Origin of the sequence: Rhizobium sp. BG4, from assembly GCF_016864575.1 — a bacterium.
Taxonomy (GTDB): Bacteria; Pseudomonadota; Alphaproteobacteria; order Rhizobiales; family Rhizobiaceae; genus Rhizobium.
On sequence record NZ_CP044125.1, the window covers coordinates 2,846,808 to 2,868,481 of the forward strand.

18 protein-coding genes, 2 pseudogenes and 1 riboswitch are annotated in these 21,674 nt (G+C 62.7%); of the genes and pseudogenes, 6 read left to right on the forward strand and 14 right to left on the reverse strand.

The window, feature by feature from the left end; all coding sequences use genetic code 11:
- Positions 1 to 19: 19 nt before the first annotated feature.
- Together ureG and crcB are read left to right on the forward strand one after the other, a co-directional pair.
- A complete protein-coding gene (gene ureG / locus F2982_RS14280; RefSeq protein ID WP_112711412.1) occupies positions 20 to 631 on the forward strand; it encodes an urease accessory protein UreG in 612 nt (203 codons plus the stop codon).
- 73 nt (positions 632 to 704) lie between these two features.
- Positions 705 to 766, forward strand: a riboswitch (Fluoride riboswitch).
- Between the two features lie 51 nt (positions 767 to 817).
- Positions 818 to 1,249, forward strand: a complete 432-nt coding sequence (crcB, locus tag F2982_RS14285; protein ID WP_112711411.1) for a fluoride efflux transporter CrcB — start codon at positions 818 to 820, stop codon at positions 1,247 to 1,249.
- 112 nt (positions 1,250 to 1,361) lie between these two features.
- On the opposite strand, the gene F2982_RS14290 is transcribed toward crcB, so the two are convergent.
- The 7 genes and pseudogenes from F2982_RS14290 to F2982_RS14320 all read right to left on the reverse strand — a co-directional run bounded on the left by F2982_RS14290 (position 1,362) and on the right by F2982_RS14320 (position 10,662).
- Positions 1,362 to 4,667, reverse strand: a complete 3,306-nt coding sequence (locus F2982_RS14290) for an efflux RND transporter permease subunit (RefSeq protein WP_203428199.1) — start codon at positions 4,665 to 4,667, stop codon at positions 1,362 to 1,364.
- A gap of 13 nt (positions 4,668 to 4,680) precedes the next feature.
- The gene (locus F2982_RS14295) at positions 4,681 to 5,874 is read right to left on the reverse strand and encodes an efflux RND transporter periplasmic adaptor subunit (RefSeq protein WP_203428200.1); all 1,194 of its coding nucleotides are present in this window, start codon (positions 5,872 to 5,874) and stop codon (positions 4,681 to 4,683) included.
- 414 nt (positions 5,875 to 6,288) lie between these two features.
- Positions 6,289 to 7,260 (reverse strand): ABC transporter substrate-binding protein, encoded by a 972-nt coding sequence (locus F2982_RS14300; RefSeq protein ID WP_112711408.1) that lies wholly within the window; start codon positions 7,258 to 7,260, stop codon positions 6,289 to 6,291.
- A 57-nt stretch (positions 7,261 to 7,317) separates the two neighbouring features.
- Positions 7,318 to 8,445 carry an ABC transporter permease gene (locus F2982_RS14305; RefSeq protein WP_203428201.1) on the reverse strand — a complete coding sequence of 376 codons (1,128 nt, stop codon included), beginning with the start codon at positions 8,443 to 8,445 and terminating at the stop codon, positions 7,318 to 7,320.
- On the reverse strand, positions 8,442 to 9,326 hold the full coding sequence (locus F2982_RS14310; RefSeq protein WP_203428202.1) for an ABC transporter permease: 885 nt from the start codon (positions 9,324 to 9,326) through the stop codon (positions 8,442 to 8,444). Before F2982_RS14310 ends, F2982_RS14305 begins: the two co-directional genes overlap by 4 nt.
- Positions 9,323 to 9,703, reverse strand: coding sequence for a DUF559 domain-containing protein (locus tag F2982_RS14315; RefSeq protein ID WP_203428203.1), 381 nt, complete (start codon positions 9,701 to 9,703; stop codon positions 9,323 to 9,325). The genes F2982_RS14310 and F2982_RS14315 overlap by 4 nt, the downstream gene beginning before the upstream one ends.
- A 177-nt stretch (positions 9,704 to 9,880) precedes the next feature.
- Positions 9,881 to 10,662: pseudogene (locus F2982_RS14320) on the reverse strand (ABC transporter ATP-binding protein).
- 99 nt (positions 10,663 to 10,761) lie between these two features.
- Here F2982_RS14320 and F2982_RS14325 point away from each other — a divergent pair.
- Complete coding sequence (locus tag F2982_RS14325; RefSeq protein WP_112711404.1) at positions 10,762 to 11,175, forward strand: cupin domain-containing protein; 414 nt, start codon at positions 10,762 to 10,764, stop codon at positions 11,173 to 11,175.
- 2 nt (positions 11,176 to 11,177) lie between these two features.
- On the opposite strand, the gene F2982_RS14330 is transcribed toward F2982_RS14325, so the two are convergent.
- From F2982_RS14330 to F2982_RS14345, 4 genes and pseudogenes are all read right to left on the reverse strand, one after another.
- Positions 11,178 to 11,558, reverse strand: a complete 381-nt coding sequence (locus tag F2982_RS14330) for a hypothetical protein (RefSeq protein WP_246777558.1) — start codon at positions 11,556 to 11,558, stop codon at positions 11,178 to 11,180.
- A 17-nt stretch (positions 11,559 to 11,575) separates the two neighbouring features.
- Positions 11,576 to 13,029: pseudogene (gene hydA / locus F2982_RS14335) on the reverse strand (dihydropyrimidinase).
- 102 nt (positions 13,030 to 13,131) lie between these two features.
- Entirely contained in the window at positions 13,132 to 13,329 is a 198-nt protein-coding gene (locus F2982_RS14340; protein WP_112390444.1) for a hypothetical protein, read from the reverse strand.
- A gap of 52 nt (positions 13,330 to 13,381) precedes the next feature.
- Positions 13,382 to 14,635, reverse strand: a complete 1,254-nt coding sequence (locus tag F2982_RS14345) for a Zn-dependent hydrolase (protein WP_203428204.1) — start codon at positions 14,633 to 14,635, stop codon at positions 13,382 to 13,384.
- 281 nt (positions 14,636 to 14,916) lie between these two features.
- On the opposite strand from F2982_RS14345, the gene F2982_RS14350 reads away from it, so the two are divergent.
- Positions 14,917 to 15,561 (forward strand): TetR family transcriptional regulator C-terminal domain-containing protein, encoded by a 645-nt coding sequence (locus F2982_RS14350; RefSeq protein ID WP_203428205.1) that lies wholly within the window; start codon positions 14,917 to 14,919, stop codon positions 15,559 to 15,561.
- Between the two features lie 4 nt (positions 15,562 to 15,565).
- On the opposite strand, the gene F2982_RS14355 is transcribed toward F2982_RS14350, so the two are convergent.
- From F2982_RS14355 to F2982_RS14365, 3 genes are all read right to left on the reverse strand, one after another.
- Positions 15,566 to 18,133, reverse strand: a complete 2,568-nt coding sequence (locus F2982_RS14355) for an HWE histidine kinase domain-containing protein (protein ID WP_203428206.1) — start codon at positions 18,131 to 18,133, stop codon at positions 15,566 to 15,568.
- The gene (locus F2982_RS14360; protein WP_203428207.1) at positions 18,130 to 18,666 is read right to left on the reverse strand and encodes a biliverdin-producing heme oxygenase; all 537 of its coding nucleotides are present in this window, start codon (positions 18,664 to 18,666) and stop codon (positions 18,130 to 18,132) included. Before F2982_RS14360 ends, F2982_RS14355 begins: the two co-directional genes overlap by 4 nt.
- 145 nt (positions 18,667 to 18,811) lie before the next feature.
- The gene (locus F2982_RS14365; protein WP_203428208.1) at positions 18,812 to 19,711 is read right to left on the reverse strand and encodes a LysR family transcriptional regulator; all 900 of its coding nucleotides are present in this window, start codon (positions 19,709 to 19,711) and stop codon (positions 18,812 to 18,814) included.
- Between the two features lie 107 nt (positions 19,712 to 19,818).
- On the opposite strand from F2982_RS14365, the gene F2982_RS14370 reads away from it, so the two are divergent.
- Both F2982_RS14370 and F2982_RS14375 read left to right on the forward strand, forming a co-directional pair.
- Positions 19,819 to 20,832, forward strand: coding sequence for an NAD(P)-dependent alcohol dehydrogenase (locus F2982_RS14370; RefSeq protein ID WP_203428209.1), 1,014 nt, complete (start codon positions 19,819 to 19,821; stop codon positions 20,830 to 20,832).
- Positions 20,833 to 21,053: 221 nt separating this feature from the next.
- A complete protein-coding gene (locus F2982_RS14375) occupies positions 21,054 to 21,635 on the forward strand; it encodes a hypothetical protein (RefSeq protein ID WP_203428210.1) in 582 nt (193 codons plus the stop codon).
- The last annotated feature ends 39 nt before the right edge of the window (positions 21,636 to 21,674 follow it).

Sequence of the window (21,674 nt, forward strand, 5' to 3'; positions counted from 1 at the left end):
GCGAATTGGAGTGACACATATGAAATCGAGAAACGGACCTCTCCGCGTCGGCATCGGCGGGCCTGTCGGCTCCGGCAAGACGGCGCTGACGGAGAAGCTCTGCAAGGCGATGCGCGACGATTATTCGGTCGCTGTCGTCACCAACGACATCTACACGACAGAGGATGCCGAGGCGCTGATGCGCATGCAGGCGCTGCCCTCCGAGCGCATCGTCGGCGTCGAGACCGGCGGCTGCCCGCATACCGCCATCCGCGAGGATGCGACAATCAATCTGCAGGCGATCGCCGGGCTGAACCAGCGCATTCCCGATCTCGACGTCGTCTTCATCGAATCCGGCGGCGACAATCTGGCCGCAACCTTCTCGCCCGATCTCGCGGATATCACCATCTACGTGATCTCGGTCTGCCAGGGCGAGGAAATCCCGCGCAAGGGCGGCCCGGGGATCACCAAGTCGGACCTTCTCGTCATCAACAAGAAGGATCTGGCACCCTATGTCGGCGCCGATCTCGATGTGATGGACCGCGATGCGACGCGCATGCGCGCCACGCGCCCCTTCGTCTTCTCCGACATGAAGCGCGGCGACGGCATCGGCCCGATCGTCAGCTTCCTGAAGGAGCATGGCGGACTGTAAGCCCGCCTCTTGCCGTCCAAATTGACGCGGCTTGCGGCCGGACGTTGCATTGCGTCCGTGCTGCGGCTAGTTTGGCCGCGATGGGGATGGAGTGCCCCCGAAACCGCCGTGATGGCTGATGACTCCTACCGCGATTTAATCGACGGTGGGAGTGTGTCTACTGCCCGCCGAAACAATGAGGCGTGCATGTCACTCTATACCTGCTTGATCATCATGGCCGGAGGCGCCCTAGGCACCCTGGCGCGCTACCTGATTTCGGTGCTGGCGGCGCCGATCAGCGGCAACCTGCCCTGGGGCACGATCATCATCAACATCACCGGATCCTTCATCATCGGCCTGTTTGGTACGCTGACGCTGGCGCATGGCCGCTTTCCGGTTTCGGAAAACATGCGGCTCTTCGTGATGATCGGCCTCTGCGGCGGCTACACCACCTTCTCGTCCTTCAGCCTGCAGACGCTCGATCTGATGCGCTCGGGCGCGGTGACGCGGGCGGGGGTGAATATCGCCGCTTCGGTGGTGCTGTGTGTGGCCGCCGTTTCGGCGGGGCACCTGATTGCGTCCTATTTCAATGGCGGGGAGAAGCAGGTGGCGCAGTTGCGGGTGGAGGAGGAGGTGTAGGGGGCGTTGGAGGGCCTGTCCTGTGCTTGGTATGCCGTCAAACAGAACGGCATGACAAAATAAAAACGGCCGGGGAATACCCGGCCGTTTTGCTTAGAATTCAGCGAGACGCCTACTCCGCCGCAAACGGCGGTAGCCGCAGGACGTTCTTGCCGTTGCTGTTGGCGTTCTTCTGCTTGGCTTCCGGGTTCTCGATCGCGGTGACGCGGTCCTTGAGGGAGCCGACGGCGTCGGTCAGCTGCTCGCGGGACATGGCGAGCTGCTCTTCGTCCTTCTTGCCGACCAGGCGGCCGAACATCCAGCCGAGCAGGCGGGAGAGGTCGTCCATGATCAGGAAGAACGAGGGCACGACGACGAGCGACAGGACCGTCGAGACGATGATGCCGCCGATGACGGCGATTGCCATCGGTGCGCGGAACGAGCCGCCTTCGCCGACGCCGAGTGCGGAGGGCAGCATGCCAGCCGACATGGCGATCGAGGTCATGATGATCGGGCGGGCGCGCTTGCGGCCGGCTTCGACCATGGCTTCGACACGTTCCATGCCGTGCCGCTTCATCTCGATCGCGAAATCGACGAGCAGGATGGCGTTCTTGGTGACGATACCCATCAGCATCAGGATACCGATCAGCACCGGCATCGACAGCGCGTTCTGCGTGATGATCAGCGCCACTGCCACGCCGCCGATCGCAAGCGGCAGCGAGAACAGGATGGTGAAGGGCTGGATGACGTCCTTGAAGAGCAGGATCAGCACGACCAGAACCAGCATCAGGCCCATCAGCATGGCATTGCCGAAACTCTGGACCATTTCGCCCTGAACCTTGGCGTCACCGCTTTCGGCCAGATGCACGCTTTTCGGCAATTCGGTCGCCGCGACGATGCGCTTGAATTCGGCGCTCGCCGTATCGAGCGCCGTGCCGAAGGGCACGTCGGAGCCGATGGCCACGACGCGGTTGCGGTTGTTGCGCTTGATCGAGCTCGGGCCTTCCGAATAGTCGACATCGGCGACGCTGTAGAGCGGAACGCTGGCGCCGCTCGCCGTCTTGATCTTGATGGCGCGGATGGAGGCGAGATCGCGGCGGACATCGAGCGATGCCTGGACGCGGATCGGGATCTGCCGGTCGTCAAGCGAGATCTTGGCGAGGTTGGCGTCGATATCGCCGATGGTGGCGACGCGGACCGTCTCGGAGATCTGCTGCGGGGTGATGCCGAGGCGCGAGGCTTCGGCCATGCGCGGACGGATCTGCAGTTCCGGACGGGGCAGGGCGCCTTCCGAAGACACGTTCGCCAGGATCGGCGAGGCGCGCAGCTTCGATTCCAGCAGGCTGACGGCCTCGTTCAGATCATCCTCGTTGGAAGAGAGGAAGTTGAAGGAGAGGTCGCGCTCGGCGCGGTCGTTGACCTTGGAGATGCGCACGTCGGGGATATCGCGCACGGCGGCGAAGATATCCTTTTCGACATCCCACTGCGGACGCGTACGGCCGTGATCTTCCATCTTCGGCACGAGGTTGCCGATGACTGGCAGTCCGCCGAGGCCCTTGTTGACGAGGGTCTTCAGCAGCGAATGATCGATATTGCCGAGGATGACGCGAACGGTTGCGCGGCGCAGCTCCAGATCGCCCTTGGGCGAGGCGCCGCCGAGAACGAAGACGCTTTCGACGCCGTCGATCCCGCGCACGGCATCGTAGACCTTGGTGGAGGCGGCGGCAGTGTCTTCGAGCGTGGCGTTCGGCGGCAGTTCCACAGACAGGACGACGCGCGAGGAATCGTCCGGCGGCATGAAGCTGCCGGGCACGCGGCTCAGCAGCATCATCGAGCCGATCAGGAAGGCGATGGCGCAGAGCAGCGTGGTGTAGCGCCAGTACCATTTGCGCGTCGTACCCGTCACGAGACGTGTATAGCCGCGCATGATCCAGCCGTCGTTGTCCTGATGGTCTTCCATGCCGTCTTCGGCGCGCATCAGGTAGGCGGCCATCAGCGGGGTGATGAGACGCGCCACGACGAGCGAGAAGAAGACCGAGAAGGCGACAGTCAGGCCGAACTGGATGAAGTACTGGCCTGCGATGCCCGGCATGAAGGAAACAGGCACGAAAACGGCGATGATCGTGAAGCTGGTGGCGATGACGGCAAGACCGATTTCGTCAGCGGCTTCAAGCGATGCCCTGTAGGGCGTCTTGCCCATCTTGATATGGCGGGCGATGTTCTCGATCTCGACGATCGCGTCGTCGACGAGAATACCGGTTGCCAGCGTCAGCGCCAGGAAGCTCACGAGGTTCAGCGAGAACCCCATGATATCCATGATCCAGAAGGTCGGAATGGCCGACAGGGGGAGCGCCACGGCGGCGATCAGCGTCGCGCGCCAGTTGCGCAGGAACAGGAAGACGACGATGACGGCGAGGATCGAGCCTTCGATCAGCGTATGAAGGGCCGCCTCGTAGTTGCCATAGGTGAAGTAGACGCTGTCGTCCACCATCTCGATCTTGACGTTCGGATTGGCCTTGCGGATCTCGTCGAGGCTGGTGGCGACGGTCTCGGCGACCGAGACTTCGCTGGCGCCCTTGGCGCGGAACACTGCGAAGGTGACCGTCTGCGTGCCGTTGAAGCGCGAGAAGGACTTCTGCTCCTCGTAGGTGTCGTCGATGCGGCCGAGCTCCGAGAGCTTCACGAAGCGGCCGTTCGGCAGGCTGATGGTGGTGGAATTGAGCTGCGAGACGTCGCGTGTGTCACCGAGGGTACGGATCGTCTGCTCGTTGCCCGCCACCTGGCCGCGGCCAGAGCCGAGGTTGACGTTGGTGCCGCGCAGCTGCTGGTTCACGTCGGTCGCGGTGATGCCGTAGGCGTCGAGCTTGCCGGGATCGAGCGAGACGCGGACTTCGCGGTCCGCACCGCCGTAACGGTCGATACGGCCGATACCGGGCTGGCCCTGCAGGGCGCGCTTGACGGTGTCGTCGACGAACCAGGAGAGCTCCTCGAGCGTCATGTTGGGAGAGGAAACGGCGAAGGTCTGGATCGCCTGTCCTTCGACATCGACCTTGCTGACGATCGGTTCCTCGATGCCGGCGGGAAGGTCGCTGCGGATCTTGTCGATCGCGTCCTTGGTGTCCTGAACGGCTTCGGCGGTTGGCTTCTCGATGCGGAAGACGACGACGGTCTGCGACTGGCCATCGGTGACCGTCGACTGGATTTCATCGATGCCGCTGATCGAGGCGACAGCGTCCTCGACCTCCTTGGTCACCTGCATTTCGAGTTCGGCCGGCGAGGCACCGCTCTGGGTCACGGTGATCGAAACGACGGGAACGTCGATATTCGGGAAGCGGGTGATCGGCAGCTTGTAGAACGCCTGGATGCCCACGAAGAGCAGCAGCGCGAAAGCGAGCAGCGGCGCAATCGGATTTCGGATGGACCATGCAGAGAAGTTCATGGATTAGCCCCGGTCAGTTCGATTGTGCCGATACGGCTTCGGTAACAGCGGTGATCTTGTCGCCGTCGCGAACGAAGGCGCCGGCCTTGGCGACGACAGTGTCGCCTTCCTTCAGGCCGTCGGCGATTTCGACGAAGCCGCCGTCCTGGATGCCTGTGGTGACCTTCACCTGCTTGACGATGCCATCCTCGACCTTTCTTGCGGTCGAGCCATCGCGGCCGGTGGTGACGGCCGACAGCGGCAGGGCGATGTCGCTCTTCTCGGCGACGATGATCTCGGCGCTGGCATACATGCCGGAGCGCGCAGCGCTCTCGTCATCGATCGAGATATGGACGAGGCCGAGGCGGGTTGCCTGATCGACGGTCGGAGAGACGATCCTCACCTTGCCTTCGATCTTCGTGCGGCTGCCCGACAGCGTGACGATGGCGCGCTGGCCGACCGCGATCTTCTGGATATCGGTTTCGGAGAGCTCGGCGACCAGTTCGATGGCGCTGTCCTTGATGACAGTGAACATCGGATCGCCGGTACCGGCGGCGATGGCGCCGATACGGGCATTCTTGGCGGAGATGACGCCGGAAACCGGGGTCTTCACATCCGTGCGCGCCAGTTTCAGATCGGCATCGGCGATCTGGCTGTCGGCGACCTTCAGATCGGCGATGGCAACTTCGATCGCCTGCTCGGCGGAGCTTACGCGGGCGTTGGCGGTGGCGGCGGCGGCATCGGCCTGCTCGACCTGCGCGGTGGAAACGGTGCCCTTCTTGCCCATTTCGGACGAACGGGTCTGCTGCAGACGGGCCTGCTCGGCGGTCGCCTTGGCTTCCAGAAGCTGGGCGCGCAGCTGGGCGAGGCTTGCCTCACCCTTGGCTTTGGTCGCCATCATCTGCGCCTTCTGCAACAGGAGGGCGTCTTCGTTCAGGGTCGCCAGCGTGCTGTTGGCTTCAACCTTGTCGCCGACATCGACGTTCAGCGCGCGGATCGAAAGACCTTCCACCTGCGGCTGAATATAAACTTCTTCGACCGGGCGGATGGTGCCGGTGCCGATCACGCGGTCAACGAGGGCGCGCTTCGTGGCGGTCGTGACGACGATGACAGGGAGGTTCTGCTGTGCCTTTGGCGGCTGGTTTTCCTGCGCAAACGCAACGGGCGCGGCAAGAATGCCGGCGATCAGGAGGGTGGAGGCGCGTAGTATTTCAAGCGTGCGTGCCATGCGTCATCATCCAGTTATGTCAAATGGTCGGCCAAAAACGCGCAGCTATGCTGCAGCTTGCGAACAGGCCATTCCCGTCTCTGTGCTCTCAGAGGTATTCCCGCATTATTTGCCGTCTCTCTTACAGAGAAGTCCCCCGAACGGCAAATCCGGTGATGTACGTGGTAGCGATTTGCGCAACGTACAAGACCGGCAGAAAATAATTCCCCATGGGCGCACATTAATTACCGTTTACGTATAGATCAATCACCGTCTGGTTATGTTTGCATTCCGATGATTGATCGCAGCGTATAAGCCAAAGACGATTGAAGCAGGGCTGATCCGACATCGCCTCTCGGAAAAATCGCCGTTGATGCTTAAAAAGCAGAAAACGCGCGGATTTCTCCGCGCGTCCCCGAATTTCAGAGCGGCCGCTTACTTGGCTGCAGCGTCGGTGATGTCGTGCGTCCAGGCGCCCGACGGCTCCTTGCTGATGATCTTCTGGTCGAGAAGAGCCTTGGCCGTACGGTCATAGAGCGTGGTGTCGAGCTTGCCGCTGCCGTCGCCGATCAGCTTGGCCACTTCGCCCATCATCCGCTTCTGGTGGTTTTCGTCCTGGCCGCCGGCGTCGACGACGATCCCGGCTGCTTCATCCGGGTTTTCGGTGGCGTATTTCCAGCCCTTCATCGAAGCCTTGACGAACTTGACCATCTTTTCCTTGAAGGCCGGGTCCTTCAGCTTGTCTTCCATGGCATAGAGGCCGTCTTCCAGGAGGTCGTTGCCCATGGCCGTGTAGTTGAAGACGGTGAGATCTTCCGGCTTCAGGCCGGCATCGATTGCCTGCCAGTATTCATTGTAGGTCATGACGGAGATGCAGTCGGCCTGCTTCTGCAGCAGCGGCTGCACGTCGAAGCTCTGCTTCAGCACGGTCACGCCATCGGCGCCGCCGTCGGTCTTCAGGCCGAGCTTATTCATCCAGGCGAAGAACGGATATTCGTTGCCGAAGAACCAGACGCCGAGCGTATGGCCCTTGAAGTCGGCTTCGGTCTTCACCGGGCCATCCTTGCGGCAGATCATTTCCATGCCCGACTTCTGGTAGGGCTGGGCGATGTTGACGAGCGGAACGCCCTTTTCGCGGGCAACCAGCGCGCCGCCCATCCAGTCGACGATCACATCGGCGCCGCCGCCGGCAATGACCTGCTCGGGAGCGATGTCCGGGCCGCCCGGCTTGATGTCGACGTCGAGGCCTTCTTCTTCGTAGTAACCCTTGTCCTTGGCGACGTAATAGCCGGCGAACTGGCTCTGCGTGACCCACTTCAGCTGCAGCGTCACCTTGTCGGCCGCCATCGCGTGAGCGGCGGCAAGCGACATGGCGCTCGCCATCATTGCAACCATCAACTTCTTCATTTTCTTTTTTCCCTCTGAAGTTATGCCCCAGACCCATTTGCGGGAATAAAGCGACGCCTAACCACCACGGATAGACGGATGCCAGAAAGTCACCGCCCTTTCGGCAAGGGCGACGACCCCGTAGAAAACCGAGCCAGCCACCGCCGCGACGGCGATTTCGGCCCAGACCATGTCGACATTCATGCGGCCGATCTCGGTAGAGATGCGGAAGCCCATGCCGACGATAGGGGTTCCGAAGAATTCCGCAACGATGGCACCGATCAGCGCCAGCGTCGAGTTGATCTTCAGTGCGTTGAAAATGAACGGCATTGCGGCCGGAAGCCGGAGCTTCAGGAGCGTCTGCCAATAGTCGGATGCGTAGGTGCGCATCAGGTCCCGCTCCATGGCGCCGGAGGCGGAAAGGCCGGCCACCGTGTTCACCAGCATCGGGAAGAAGGTCATGATGATGACGACGGCGGCTTTCGAGGGCCAGTCGAAGCCGAACCACATGACCATGATCGGCGCGACGCCGATGATCGGCAGCGCCGAGACCATATTGCCGATCGGCAGCAGGCCGTGGCGCAGGAAGGCGACACGATCGGCGAGGATCGCGACGATGAAGCCGGAAGCGCAGCCGACGACATAGCCGAACAGCACTGCCTTGAAGATCGTCTGGCGCACGTCCTCGCCGAGGATCGGCAGCGAGTTGACGATGCGCAGACCGATGGAGCTCGGTGGCGGCAGGATGACGAAGGGGATGCCGCCGGCGCGGGTGGCCGCTTCCCAGAGGATCAGGATCCAGGCGCCGAAGATCGCCGGGATCAGCAGCCGCAGGAAGGATTTGCCGGTGTTCGAGACCGGCCGCACTTCCGACAGCAGGCTGACGGAGCGCCAGGCGAGCAGCCAGCAGGCGGCGATCAGCAGGAAGAAGGAGCGGGTCGCCAGCCCCTCGTTGCCTGCGATCCCCGACAAAAGCAGCCAGGCGGCATCGAAGGAGGCAAGCAGCAGCACCGTTGCCGAATAGAGCAACGGCAGCGCCGTCAGCGACAGGATGGCGGCGGCGGCGACCAGCAGGATGACGAGCGTCGTCGTCTGGCTGCTGAAGGGGGCAGGGGCGGCTTCCGTCAGCAGCGGCAGCGAGAAGAGCGCCGCCACGCAGAGGATCAGCGCCAGCGCGCTTTGCCAGGAGAAGGTCAGGTACTTCATGCCGGCCTCCCGCCCATGGCGCGATCGACGATCCTGGCGGCGAGCCCGACGATGGCGACGAGGAGGGCCGCCAGCACCGAACCGGCAACGAGTGCGGCCCAGATATCGATCGTCTGGCTGTAATAGGAACCGGCGAGCAGCTTCGAGCCGATGCCGGCGACCGCACCGGTCGGCAGCTCGCCGACGATGGCGCCGACGAGGCTCGCGGCAATCGCCACCTTCATCGAGGTGAACAGGAAGGGCACGGAGGCGGGAACGCGTAGCTTCCAGAAGGTTTGTGCGGCGCTGGCATTATAGGTGCGCATCAGGTCGAGATACATGACCTCGGGCGAGCGCAGCCCCTTCACCATGCCGACGGCGACGGGGAAGAAGGAGAGATAGGTGGATATAAGCGCCTTGGGGATCAGCCCGGTGATGTTGATCGAGCCGAGAACGACGATGACCATCGGCGCGATCGCCAGGATCGGCACCGTCTGCGAGGCGATGATCCACGGCATCAGGCTGCGGTCGAGCGCCTTGATATGGACGATGCCGACGGCGATCAGGATGCCGAGCACGGTGCCGAGCGCAAAGCCGAGCACGGTGGAGGAGAGCGTGACGCCGGCATGATAGACGAGGCTGCGGTTGCTCGAGAGCTTCCTCAGGAAGGTGTTCTCGAAGACATTCTGCGCCACCTGATGCGGCGCCGGCAGGATCGGCTTCGGCTGGGAGAGTGTCGCGGAGATGAACTCGGAGGTCGTCGGCGTGATGTTGTTGCGCGTGTCCATGTCGCGCTGGAACGGCGCGTTCATGAAGACGGCGGCGATGTACCAGATGACGACGAGGGCCGCGAGAATGGTGAGGACGGGGCCGATCTTGTCTTTGAGGGTATCGGGCTTCATGCGGCTTGCTCCTTTAGAAAGGGAGCTGCGTGCTTCTGGATTTCAATGAAAACATAGTCAGGTCCATCGACGACCTGGGCGTTGTCGAAGCGGAGCACGTTGAAACCCTGCTCTCTCATGAATGCGTCGCGTCTGGTGTCATGCCGGCGTCCGGCATCGGTCTCGTGGCTGTCGCCATCGACCTCGACGACGAGGCGAGCCGAGAGCCAGGCGAAGTCTGCAATGTAAGGACCGATCGGCGTTTCCCGGCGAAAACGGGCGCCGTAGGGGCGGAGATCACGGAGCATATTCCACATGGCGGCTTCTGCCTTGGTCAGTTCTCGGCGCAGCCGTTTTGCTGTCTGGCGGGTTTTGGGAGTGATGTTCGAGTGAGGCATTCAAACGTCCCCTTTTGCGGATGAGGGAAAAACCCCTCCCCAACCCCTCCCCACAAGGGGGAGGGGCTAGAGTGCGGCGGCCTCTGCGCCGGATTAGAACCCGAGGCGGGGAGGCTTGCTAAGTCCCTCCCCCTTGTGGGGAGGGGTTGGGGAGGGGTTTTCATTCGGATGAGCGTCTCACTCATAACTATGCCCCGCTCTCAAGCCATCGCGCACCCGATGGGCGATCTCCAGGAACTCCGGCGTCTCGCGGATATCGAGGGGGCGTTCCTTCGGCAGGGTCGAGTCGATGATATCGGTGACGCGGCCGGGGCGGGGGACATGACGACGATCTTGGTGGAGAGGTAAACGGCCTCGGGGATCGAGTGGGTGACGAAGCAGATCGTCTTGTTGGTGCGCGACCAGAGCTTCAGGAGCGCGGCGTTCAGGTGGTCGCGGACGATTTCGTCCAGGGCGCCGAAGGGTTCGTCCATCAGGAGCAGATCGGCATCGAAGGCGAGCGCGCGGGCGATCGAGGCGCGCTGCTGCATGCCGCCCGAGAGCTGCCAGGGGAATTTCTTGTCGAAGCCGGTGAGTTCGACGAGTTCCAGCGCCTCGGAGATGCGCTTCTTCTGCTCGGCCTTGGAATAACCCATGATTTCAAGGGGAAGGGCGATGTTCTTCTCGATCGTGCGCCAGGGATAGAGGGCGGCGGCCTGGAAGACATAGCCATAGGCGCGCGCCTTGCGGGCCTCTTCCGGCGTCATGCCGTTGACGCTGATCTCGCCCGAGGTGGTCTTCTCCAGATCGGCGATGACGCGCAGGAACGTCGTCTTGCCGCAGCCGGATGGGCCGATGAAGGAGACGAAATCGCCCTTGTTGACATCGAGATTGACATTGCTCAGCGCATGCACCGGCCCGTCATTCGTCTGGAAGGTGAGACAGAGATCCTTGGCGGATACGACGGAGGCTGCTTGCATCGATAGGTTACCAGTCCTGTTTTCCCCGCAGCGGCGCGGTTTGCATGTTATGATGCTGCCCGGTTGCAAAACCCGCGGCAAAGTCCATGGAGGATGAGAATGGACGCGAAGTCAAAGCCCACCTGCCACATTGTTCGTCCCAGCCACGCCTATGACGGCAAGCAGGGGCTCAGCTATTTCGAGGGCATTGCCGCGGAGACGGTCGGCGCGAAGGGCATCTGCATGCATCTTCTGACCATTCCGCCCGGCGTGCGCGCCAAGGCGCATCTGCACGAGGCGCATGAAACGGCGATCTACATGCTCTCCGGCGAGGCCCATACCTGGTATGGCGACGAGCTGGAGCACCATGTCGTCGTCCATGCCGGCGAACTTTTCTACATTCCGGCCGGTGTTCCGCACCTGCCCGCCAATCTCAGCAGCACGCCCTGCACGGCGATCATCGCGCGGACAGATCCCAACGAGCAGGAGAGCGTCGTGCTGCTGCCGGAGCTCGACAGCCGCGTGCCGGATTGAGCCTACTTGCATAGCGGCAGCGGCCCCCACTTGACGGCGGCATCGGAGGCGAGGCCGATCGTGTAGCCTTTGGGGCCGGAGGTGATCTTCGCGGTGTCCTCGCTCTCGCCTTCCTCACCCTCGGCCTGGCAGGAGACCGTGGCGGTGAAATTCTTGCCCTCGGTCTTCACCAGCTTCTTGATCTCGCAATAGGAGGCGGCCGTGGTGATCGCCTCGGAGGTCAGCAGGAAGAAACTGTCGGAGCCGGTGCTTTCGCCCGACTTGGCATAGGCGCAGCCATCCTTGTTGCCGTAGCTGCCCTTGATCGGCAGCGTATCGGCCCATACTGCAGCAGGAAGCGCCGCGGTGGAGAGCGCGGCCAGGGAGACAATCGTCAAAATCACATGGCCGCGCATCGATGTCACACCCCGCTTGCCGGGATGCCGGTGCGTTCGACCTTGCGCGGAGCGGTCAGCTCCTTCCAGGTCGAGAGCGCCTTGTTGACCGCCTGGAAGGGTTCGCGCTTGACGAACTGGCCGTGGCCCTCTTGCGTCTTGATGGTCGACTCCTCGATGGCGACGACGCCGCGGGTCAGCGTATAGCGCGGCAGGCCGGTGACTTCCTTGCCCTCGAAGACGTTGTAATCGATCGCCGACTGCTGGCTCTTGGCCGAGATGGTCTTGGAGCGCTTCGGGTCCCAGACGACGATATCGGCATCGGCGCCGACGAGGATCGCGCCCTTCTTCGGATAGACGTTGAGGATCTTGGCGATGTTGGTGGAGGTGACCGCCACGAACTCGTTCATGGTGATGCGGCCGGTCGCGACGCCATAGGTCCAGAGCATCGGCATGCGGTCTTCGAGGCCGCCGGTGCCGTTCGGGATCTTGCGGAAGTCGCCGAGGCCGGTGCGCTTCTGGTCCGTCGTGAAGGCGCAGTGGTCGGTCGCCACCACCTGCAGCGAACCAGCGGAAAGGCCGGCCAGAGACTGTCCTGATGCTGCTTGTTGCGGAAGGGCGGGGACATGACGCGGCGGGCGGAGTGATCCCAGTCGCGGTTGAAATATTCGCTCTCGTCGAGCGTCAGGTGCTGGATCAGCGGCTCGCCATAGACGCGCATGCCGTTCTGGCGGGCGCGGCGGATTGCTTCATGGGCCTGTTCGCAGGAGGTGTGGACGACATAGAGCGGCACGCCTGCCATGTCGGCGATGATGATGGCGCGGTTGGTCGCTTCGCCTTCGACGGAGGCCGGGCGCGAATAGGCGTGACCCTCGGGGCCGTTATTGCCCTCATCCATCAGCTTCTGCTGCATGGCGGCGACGACGTCGCCGTTTTCGGCATGGACGAGGGGCAGCGCGCCGAGTTCGGCGCAGCGTTGGAACGAGGCGAACATCTCGTCGTCGTTCACCATCAGCGCGCCCTTGTAGGCCATGAAATGCTTGAAGGTGTTGATGCCCTTTTCCTGCACGATGGTCTTCATGTCGTTGAAGACCTGCTCGCCCCACCAGGTCACCGACATGTGGAAGGAGTAGTCGCAATTGGCGCGGGTCGACTTGTTGTCCCAGCGCTTCAGCGCATCGAGCAGCGACTGGCCGGGATCGGGCAGGCAGAAATCGACGACCATGGTCGTGCCTCCGGCAAGAGCGGCGCGCGTGCCGCTTTCGAAATCATCGGAGGAATAGGTGCCCATGAAGGGCATTTCGAGATGCACATGTGGATCGATACCACCGGGCATAACGTAGCAACCGGAGGCGTCCAGCACCTCGTTGCCAGACAAGTTCGGCCCGATCTCGACGATCTTGCCACCCTCGATCTTCACGTCCGCCTTATAGGTCAGGTCGGCGGTAACGATGGTTCCGTTCTTGATGACTGTGGTCATGGCTGTTCCCTGTTCTTATTGAGTCAGGTGACCGATCGCATCCCCTAGTGGAGAGGTTGCGTGCGAAGCAGTCTGGTGATTTTCGGTAAATGCTCGAGGGCGCTATGCCTCGACGAGATCAAGCCGCTTTTCGATCCGCAAGACGCGTTCATCGATGCGGTCGAGCCGTGTCGAAATGGTCGCATACTGATGTTCGAGAATGCCGAGGCGTTGCTTGACGACCTGCATGTCGTCGGCAAGCCGTTCGACGGTGCCGCGGATGGCACGCAGGTGCTCAAGTATGAGGTTGTCGGTCGACATTCACCGGCCTCCGTTGGCGGCAATTCAGCTTCCAAATATAGGCGCAATTGTTTCACACCACAATCTCCGCCGTCTCCGCCACCGCATGGAACAGCACGTCCGCGCCCGCGGTCGCCCATTCCTTGGAAATCTCCTCCGCCTCGTTGTGGCTGAGACCGCCGACGCAGGGGCACATGACCATGGTGGCGGGCGCCACCTTGGCGGCCCAGCAGGCGTCGTGGCCGGCGCCGGAAATGATGTTCATGTGGGAGTAGCCGAGCTTTTCGGCGGCGTCACGGACGCGGCCGACGAGGACCGGGTCGAAGGTGACGGGATCGAAATGGCCGACCGCCTCGACGGAGCAGCCGACGCCGAGCGCCTCGCAGATCTTTGCCGCTTCGGCCTCGATCTTGGCGCGCATGCGATCGAGCTTTTCCTGGCTGGGCGTACGGATGTCGACGGTGAAGACGACCTTGCCAGGCAGGACGTTGCGGGAGTTCGGCGAGAAGAACACCTGGCCGACACCGCCGACGGCGCCTGGCTGTTCGCTCATGGCGACACCCTGGACCATTTCCAGGATGCGCGACATCGCAAGACCGGCATTGACGCGCATCGCCATCGGCGTCGAGCCGGTATGGGCTTCGCGGCCGGTAAGGGTGAATTCCAGCCACCACAGGCCCTGACAGTGCGTCACGACGCCGATCTGCTTGTTCTCGGCTTCGAGGATCGGGCCCTGTTCGATGTGATATTCGAAATAGGCGTGCATCTTCCGGGCGCCGACTTCCTCGTCGCCGAGCCAGCCGATGCGCTTCAGCTCGTCGCCGTAGGTCTTTCCTTCTGGATCCTTGCGGCCATAGGCGTAATCCATGCTGTGAACGCCGGCGAAGACGCCGGACGCCAGCATGGCGGGCGCAAAGCGCGCACCTTCCTCATTGGCCCAGTTGGTGACGACGATCGGGTGCTTGGTCTTGATGCCGAGATCGTTCATCGTGCGCACGACCTCGAGCGCGGCGAGCACGCCGAGCACGCCGTCATACTTGCCGCCGGTCGGCTGGGTGTCGAGATGCGAGCCGACATAGACCGGCAGGGCATCGGGATCGGTGCCGGGGCGGGTCGCGAACATCGTGCCCATCTTGTCGACGCCCATGGTCATGCCCGCGGAGTCGCACCACGTCTTGAAGAGGCTGCGGCCCTCGCCATCGGCGTCCGTCAGCGTCTGGCGGTTGTTGCCGCCGGCAATGCCGGGGCCGATCTTCGCCATGTCCATGAGACTGTCCCACAGACGGTCGCCGTTGACGCGCATGTTTTCGCCTGGTGCTGCCACCATATCTGAAGTCCTCGCCTGTTTTCATCAGTCATGCCGTAAGCATGTCCGGTCTGTTCCCTTGGTCAATTCCCGGCGCGATTGTTTGTTTTCTTTGCGCTGGAAAATCCGCCGTTGCCTTTATTTTGCATCTGACGGATAATTTGACCGATTGGTAAACATTACAGCTTCCGTCGCTGGGCTCAAGACGTAAAACAGCAAAAATGCCGACAAAATTGCGGGCGGGGAACTGCTTCTGAAAACTTGATTGAAGCAGTTGAATTTGTGAGGGAAACGACAGCCATATGGCCATTCCGAGAGCAGCGAGGACGCAGCGGCGGACGCGCATCCAGGAAGAGAAGGAAGAGCAGATTCTCGAAGCGGCGCTCGACGTGTTTTCGGTCAGCGGCTTCCGTGGTTCCACGATTGACCAGATCGCCGCCGCTGCCGGCATGTCGAAGCCCAATCTCCTCTATTATTTCCGCACCAAGGAAGCGATGCACCGGGCGCTGATCGACCGGGTACTCTTTACCTGGCTGGAGCCGCTCAGGGCCTTCAATGCCGAAGGCAATCCGGAATCTGAAATCCGCAGCTATATCCGCCGCAAGCTTGAAATGGCGCGGGACTTTCCGCGCGAAAGCCGGTTGTTCGCCAATGAGGTTCTGCAAGGTGCGCCGCATATCGAGGACGAGCTGAAGGGGCCGCTGAAGAACCTTGTCGACGAGAAGGCGGAGGTGATCCGCGTCTGGGCCAAGGCCGGCAAGATCGCCAAATGCGATCCCTATCACCTGATCTTCTCGATCTGGTCGACCACCCAGCATTACGCCGACTTCGATGTACAGGTGCGGGCAGTGCTTGGCCAGGAGCATTCCGGCACGGGACGTTTCGAGGATGCCGCGCGGTTTCTCGAACAGCTCTTCGTCGGCGGACTGATGGTGCAGCCCGGCTGACGGTTCAGGCCTTCTTGAGCGGCATCATCTTGTCGAGGGCGGCTGCGACGCTTTCGATCGTATAGGGCTTCTGCAGGATATTGGCGCCGTTGAAGTTTCGAGTCACGGCCTCGCCGTAACCCGTTGCAAAGACGAGTGGCGTTCCTGCCTTCACCAGCTTTTCGGCAACCGGGAAACTGGTCTCTTCCCCGAGATTGACGTCGAGAACCGCCAGGTCGAAATGCCTGGTGGCGACGATATCGAGCGCCTGGGCAACGCTTGGCGCCAGTGCCACGTCCTTGGCGCCGAGCTGCAGGAAGATGTCCTCGCCGTCCATGGCGATGATCAGGTTGTCCTCGACGAGCAGGATGCTGCAGCCCTGCAGCGGCTTTTCGGAGATGGCCGTTGCGGCACGCGCGACCGGTTCCTCGCGGGTCTCCGGCAGGATGGAGACCGGCCCCTGGGCGAAGGTCACGTATTTCGCCGGAATGGTGAAATCGGCTTCCAGGCCCGACGGCGCGTATCGGACTTCCGCCTTGCCGCCGAGATCGTAGGGGATCGAGTGGCGGATGATCGTCGTGCCGAAGCCCTGGCGTTTCGGCGCCTTGACGGCGGGGCCGTCGGCCTCGCGCCATTCGATCAGCAGATTGCCCTTGGCATCCTTTTTCCAGGAGACGGCGACCGTGCCGCTATCGCAGAGGCTGCCATATTTGGCGCTGTTGGTGACCAGTTCGTGGAAGACGAGCGCTGCGGTCGAGAAGGCCTGCGGCCCGAGCAGAACCTCGTCGCCGCGCATGATGACGCGGGCGGCATTCTTGCCGAGATAGGCGGCGGCTTCTGCCTGCAGCAGTGAGCGCAGCGATGCCGGTGCCCAGTGATCCCGGGTGATCTGGTCATGGGCGCGCGACAAGGCCTGGACGCGGCCTTCCAGCTGGCCGACGAACTCGCCGATATCGCCATCACCGGTGCGCGACTGGCGGATCAGGCCGCTGATCAGGCTGAGGATATTGCGGACGCGGTGGTTCAGTTCGGCAATCAGGATTTCCTGCCGCTCGTTTGCCTGCTGGCGCACGGCGCTCGCCTCGTCGGCCAGGCGCAGGATCACCTCGATCAGCGTCACGCGGATCGTATCGGCCACCCGCTTTTCGGCTGCCGTGAACGGTTGCGAGCGGCCGCGAACGAGCTCCGACCAGCTCTCGAAGCTCTTGCGCGGTGTCAGCCGTGGACCGTTCGGGCCATATTCGACCGGCTTGTGCGGATCCCCGGCCCAGCGGACGGTGCGGACGATCTCCTGGCGGAACAGGATGACGTAATCGCGCGGCGAGCGCGAGATCGGGATCGCCATCAGCCCGGCGACGGTGCCGTCGATGCCGGAATCCGGGAAGAATTCCTCGAGATGATCGGTGGTGAAGACGCGGCCGGAAGACGTGCGGTTCAGGACCCTGACCAGCCCTGCAAACTGCTCCTGCGAGGGTGCAAGGCCCGTCAGCGCCGAGCGGCCGTTGATCCACACACCGATGCCATCGGCGGGGATGGCGTCGGAGAGCGCATCGATCAGCCAGGTCGGATCGTCGAGCAGGCTGGCATTGTCGGCAACCGAGGTCAGCAACCGGTCGGCGATGCGCCGGGCCTTGGTCTCGAATTCCAGCGCCAGGCGCCGCTCGCGGCTTTCGAGACGCGAGGCGAACATCTGGCCGAACAGCTCCGATGTCGAGCGGCGCTCGAAGGAGGGCAGGCGGGCGGAATAATGGTGGCAGGCAAAGAGGCCCCAGAGCTTGCCATCGACAATGATCGAGATCGACAGCGAGGCGCCGACGCCCATGTTCTTCAGGTATTCGATATGGATCGGCGAGACCGAACGCAGGATCGACATGGAAAGATCGAGCGGGCGGCCGTGTTCGTCGACGTCAGGATGGATCGGAACCGGCGTGGCATCGATATCGGCGATGACGCGGAAGAGATTGCGCACATAAAGCGCGCGGGCCTGAACCGGAATATCGGAGGCCGGGTAATGCAGGCCTAGGAAGGAGCCGATGCCGGGCCGCGCGGCTTCCGCCACGACTTCGCCGGAACCCTTCTCGTCGAAGCGATAGACCATGACGCGGTCGAAGCCGGTGAGCGCCCGGGCCTGGCGGGCGCCTTCGCGGAAGAAGGCCTCCATCGTCTCGGCCTGATCGAGGCGGGCCATCATGCTGCGGATCGACAATGTCGTGCCGCCCTGGCTACCGTCCTGCGAAGGCTCGGCCTCGATCACCACCTGGCCGTCGCTGATATGCAGCGCCACGTCGAAGGGCGGGCCGCTTTCGGAAAACTGGATGCCGAACAGGCGCTCAACGATATCTGGTCCGCGAATGACGGCGAGGCGGTTGCGCAGCGTGTGCAGCGTCTGCGACATGATCACCTCGGACAGCGGGTGACCCAGCACATCCCTGTGGCTGACGCCGAGGAACTGCTCGAGATTTTCGGAGGCGCGGGAAATCAGCCAGTCGGGGGAGGAGACGAGCAGGAAACCGAACGGCTGGATGGCGCCGAGGCGGTGGATCGGTTCTCTGTCGCAATTGGTGAGGTCGACGCGGTCGAAGGTTTCGCTCACGAGGCGGCCATCTCCAGTTCCATCGCGGCTGCCTTGTGGAACAGCGCGAAGATGGCGCGGGCGGCTTCGACGGCGGCTGTCTCATCGGCCCCTGACGCATCCAGCATATCCATGAAGGCCTTCATGCCGCCCTTCGGGCCGAAGGGGCTGAGATAGGCGGCGGGCAGACCATCGCCGACGGCTTTCGCCAGCATGGCGCCGCCGAGCTTGGAGCCTTCGAGCACATAGACGGCGCCGAGAAGGGCTGCATCATCGGGCATATCGGGTGCCGCGAGCGAGGGCGGCAGCGGTGCGTTCAAGGCGGCGAGATCGTCCACCAGCAGATCGCGGCGGCGGCGCTCATGCCAGTCGGGGATCAGCCGCTCGATGCCGGAGTTCTCAAGGGCGATTTCGACAGCGGGAACGGCGCGCGCATGGGCCGACAGGAAAGCCCGGTAATCGGCTTCGCGCCCAAGATCGAACCGGCCAAAGAGAGCATCGACGTCAGCGTGGCAATCGCTGGTGCCCGCGCGCAGCGCGTTTCGAAGTGACATGATGACTGCTGTTCCGTTCGATCATAATCCGGCATGCCGCATCATTGCAGCCCGGCTTTCAAGCGATATACGGCAGGCTTTCATGATTTCCAGTGAATAGAATAAAAAATTCAGGGACTTCGGTGGCTTGGTAAATTTCGCGGCTTCACTCCATTAGCCGCGGCAGGCGCTCGACCAGCGTGTCGATCGCCAGGCGCACCTTCGGCAGCATCACCGGCGAGCGCGGCCAGACGGCATGGGACTGGAAGACGACCGGGCGGACATCGGTGAGGACGCGGACGAGGCGGCCGGCTGCCACATGCTCGCGCACCATCCAGCAGGGCAGCCAGACGAGGCCGGCGCCGTCGACGGCGAGATCGCAGATGGTGGCGAGATCATCCATGCGCAGCCGGGACTGCGGCTGTACCCGCCGCCAGGGATCGTCATCGGTTGGGAAGACCCAGGTGCGGTGGCTATCCTGCTTACCGTAGATGATGCCGGTGTGGCGGGCGAGATCGTCAAGCGTTTCCGGCGTGCCGTGTTTTTCGAGATAAGAAGGGGAGGCGCAGATCGTCAGCCGTTGGTGAGCGATCAGCCGCGCCATCACGTTCTCGTCGTCCTTCAGCGGTCCGTTGCGGATCGCCAGATCGTAGCCGTCGTCGAGCAGATCGACGATGCGGTCGTTGAAGGAGAGGTCGAGCTCCAGCTCCGGATGTTCGTCGAGCAGCGAGACGAGGATCGGGGCGATGCATTGGCGTCCGAAGATCACTGGCATGGAGACGCGCAGCTTGCCGCGCACCGTGCGCTTGCCGGCCTCGAGCAGCGCCTCGCCGATCCGGATTTCCTCCAGCGCCTTCAGGCAGCGTTCGTAGAAGAACTGGCCCTCGTCGGTCAGGCTTTGTGCCCGGGTGGTGCGGTGGAAGAGGCGCACGCCGAGGCGCTCCTCCAGCCGGGCAATGGTCTTGCCGACCGCCGAGCGCGTCAGGTTCAGGCCGCTTGCCGCCGCCGAGAAGCCGCCGGCTTCCACGACTTCGACGAAGACGGAGATGCCGCCGAGCTTCTCCATGATTGTATCCTCTATGGAACCGATCTTGGGAATTTATATCGCAACTGCGGCGCCAATTTCAACGATAGCATGGCTCCATTCGCTGAACAGGCAAAGGAGCAGATGCGATGACCAAGGCAAGGCAGTGGACGATCGACGGGATCGGCCCGAAGAACCTGAAGATATCGGAGGCGCGGACGGAGGACCCTGGGCACAATCAGGTTCTGGTGCGCACGGAAGTGGTCTCGCTGAACTATCGCGACAAGCTGGTGCTGGAAACCGGTATGGGGCTGCCGCTGCAGTTTCCCTTCGTTCCGGCCTCCGACATGGCCGGTATCGTCGAGGCGGTCGGCCCCGGTGTGACGCGCTTCAAGCCGGGCGACCGGGTGATCTCGACCTTCTCTCCCGGCTGGATCGACGGCAAGAACTTTGGCGATGCGCGGAATCCGCCCTACCGCACGCTCGGCGGCATCTATCCCGGCGTGCTCTCGGATTATCTCACCTTCTCAGAGGACTGGTTCGCCAAGGCGCCGGATACGCTCGATGCGGCCGAAGCCAGCACCTTGCCCTGCGCCGGTCTGACGGCCTGGTTCGCGCTGGTCGAGCGCGGCAAGCTGAAGGCCGGGCAGAAGGTGCTGATCCAGGGGACGGGCGGTGTGGCGCTGTTCGGCGTGCAGATCGCCAAGGCGCATGGCGCTGAAGTCTTCGTCACTTCGGGCAGCACGGACAAGCTGGAGCGCGCCCGCGCCATCGGCGCCGATCACGGCTTCGGCCGGGAAAACTGGGTGGAGACGCTCTACGGCCTGACCAATGATTACGGCGCCGACCAGATTCTCGAAATCGCCGGCGGGGCGAATTTCGGCGAGGCGCTGAAGGCCGTGGCGGTCGGCGGGCATATCCATGTCATCGGTGTGCTCGAGGGCTTCGAGATCTCCGGGCCGGTTGCGCCGCTGCTCTTGAAGTCGCCGACCGTACAGGGCATCAGCGTCGGTCACCGCCGGGCGCTGGAGGATCTGGTGCGGGCGGTCGATATGTCGGGCATCAAGCCGGTGATCGACAAGGCCTATGCCTTCGAGGACCTGCCGGAAGCGCTGGCGCATCTCGACCGCGGCCCCTTCGGCAAGATCGTCATCACCTTCTGAAACGCCGGCTCCCGCGGATCAGCGGGAGCCTTTCATCAACTCGCAGGCTTGCTACTCCTGCAGGCAAGCGATCATGATGTTGCAATCACACATAAATGTTCTATCAATAATTCGCGTCTATCCAGAACGTGTCTCAATTGATTTTTATCACGGCATGATTGCCCGATCAGCTTACGCCACTGCCGCCATGAACGGTGCAACAGTGTGCTTGGGGGTCACTTATGACATCAATTTCTTCCAGTCCCAATTCCGCTCTTCTCATTCTTCAGGCCCAGTCGTCGGCCGCAACGGACAAGACCACGGTCGCCACTCCCGACTTGGTAGCAACAGCAAACGGTCAGCCTTCGAAGCAGACGGTCGGCGTCAGCACCCAGCCGACGCAGGCAGAATCGAAGATTTCCGACGCCCTGTTCAGCGTCAACAATCGCTCCATCACGCAGATGAAGCTCGATCTGATCGAGCGCACCGGCGAGGAACTCGGCGTCAAGAAGGACGACTACGCCTCGACCGACGATTTCGTCGCGGCGATGAAGAAGGTTGTCACCAACATCAAGGCGCATAAGGGCTGGGAACAGGTTGTCGCCAAGATCGAAAAGGATCTCGGCCTCGACAAGCTCGGCGTCTCCCTGGAAGACGTGATCAACAGCGCGCGCGATCCCGAACAGGACGACAAGGTCACCGAAGCGCTGAAGAAGCAGGCCGGCATGGTCGACGAGAAGGAAGAAGATGCCGACAAGGCCGTGCTCTTGAAGCAGGACGAAGACGGCACCTACGCGCCCACCGACGCTGCCCCGCAGAACTGACGCGGGCGGTTCAATATCTGAATAGCAATAGGCCCGCGG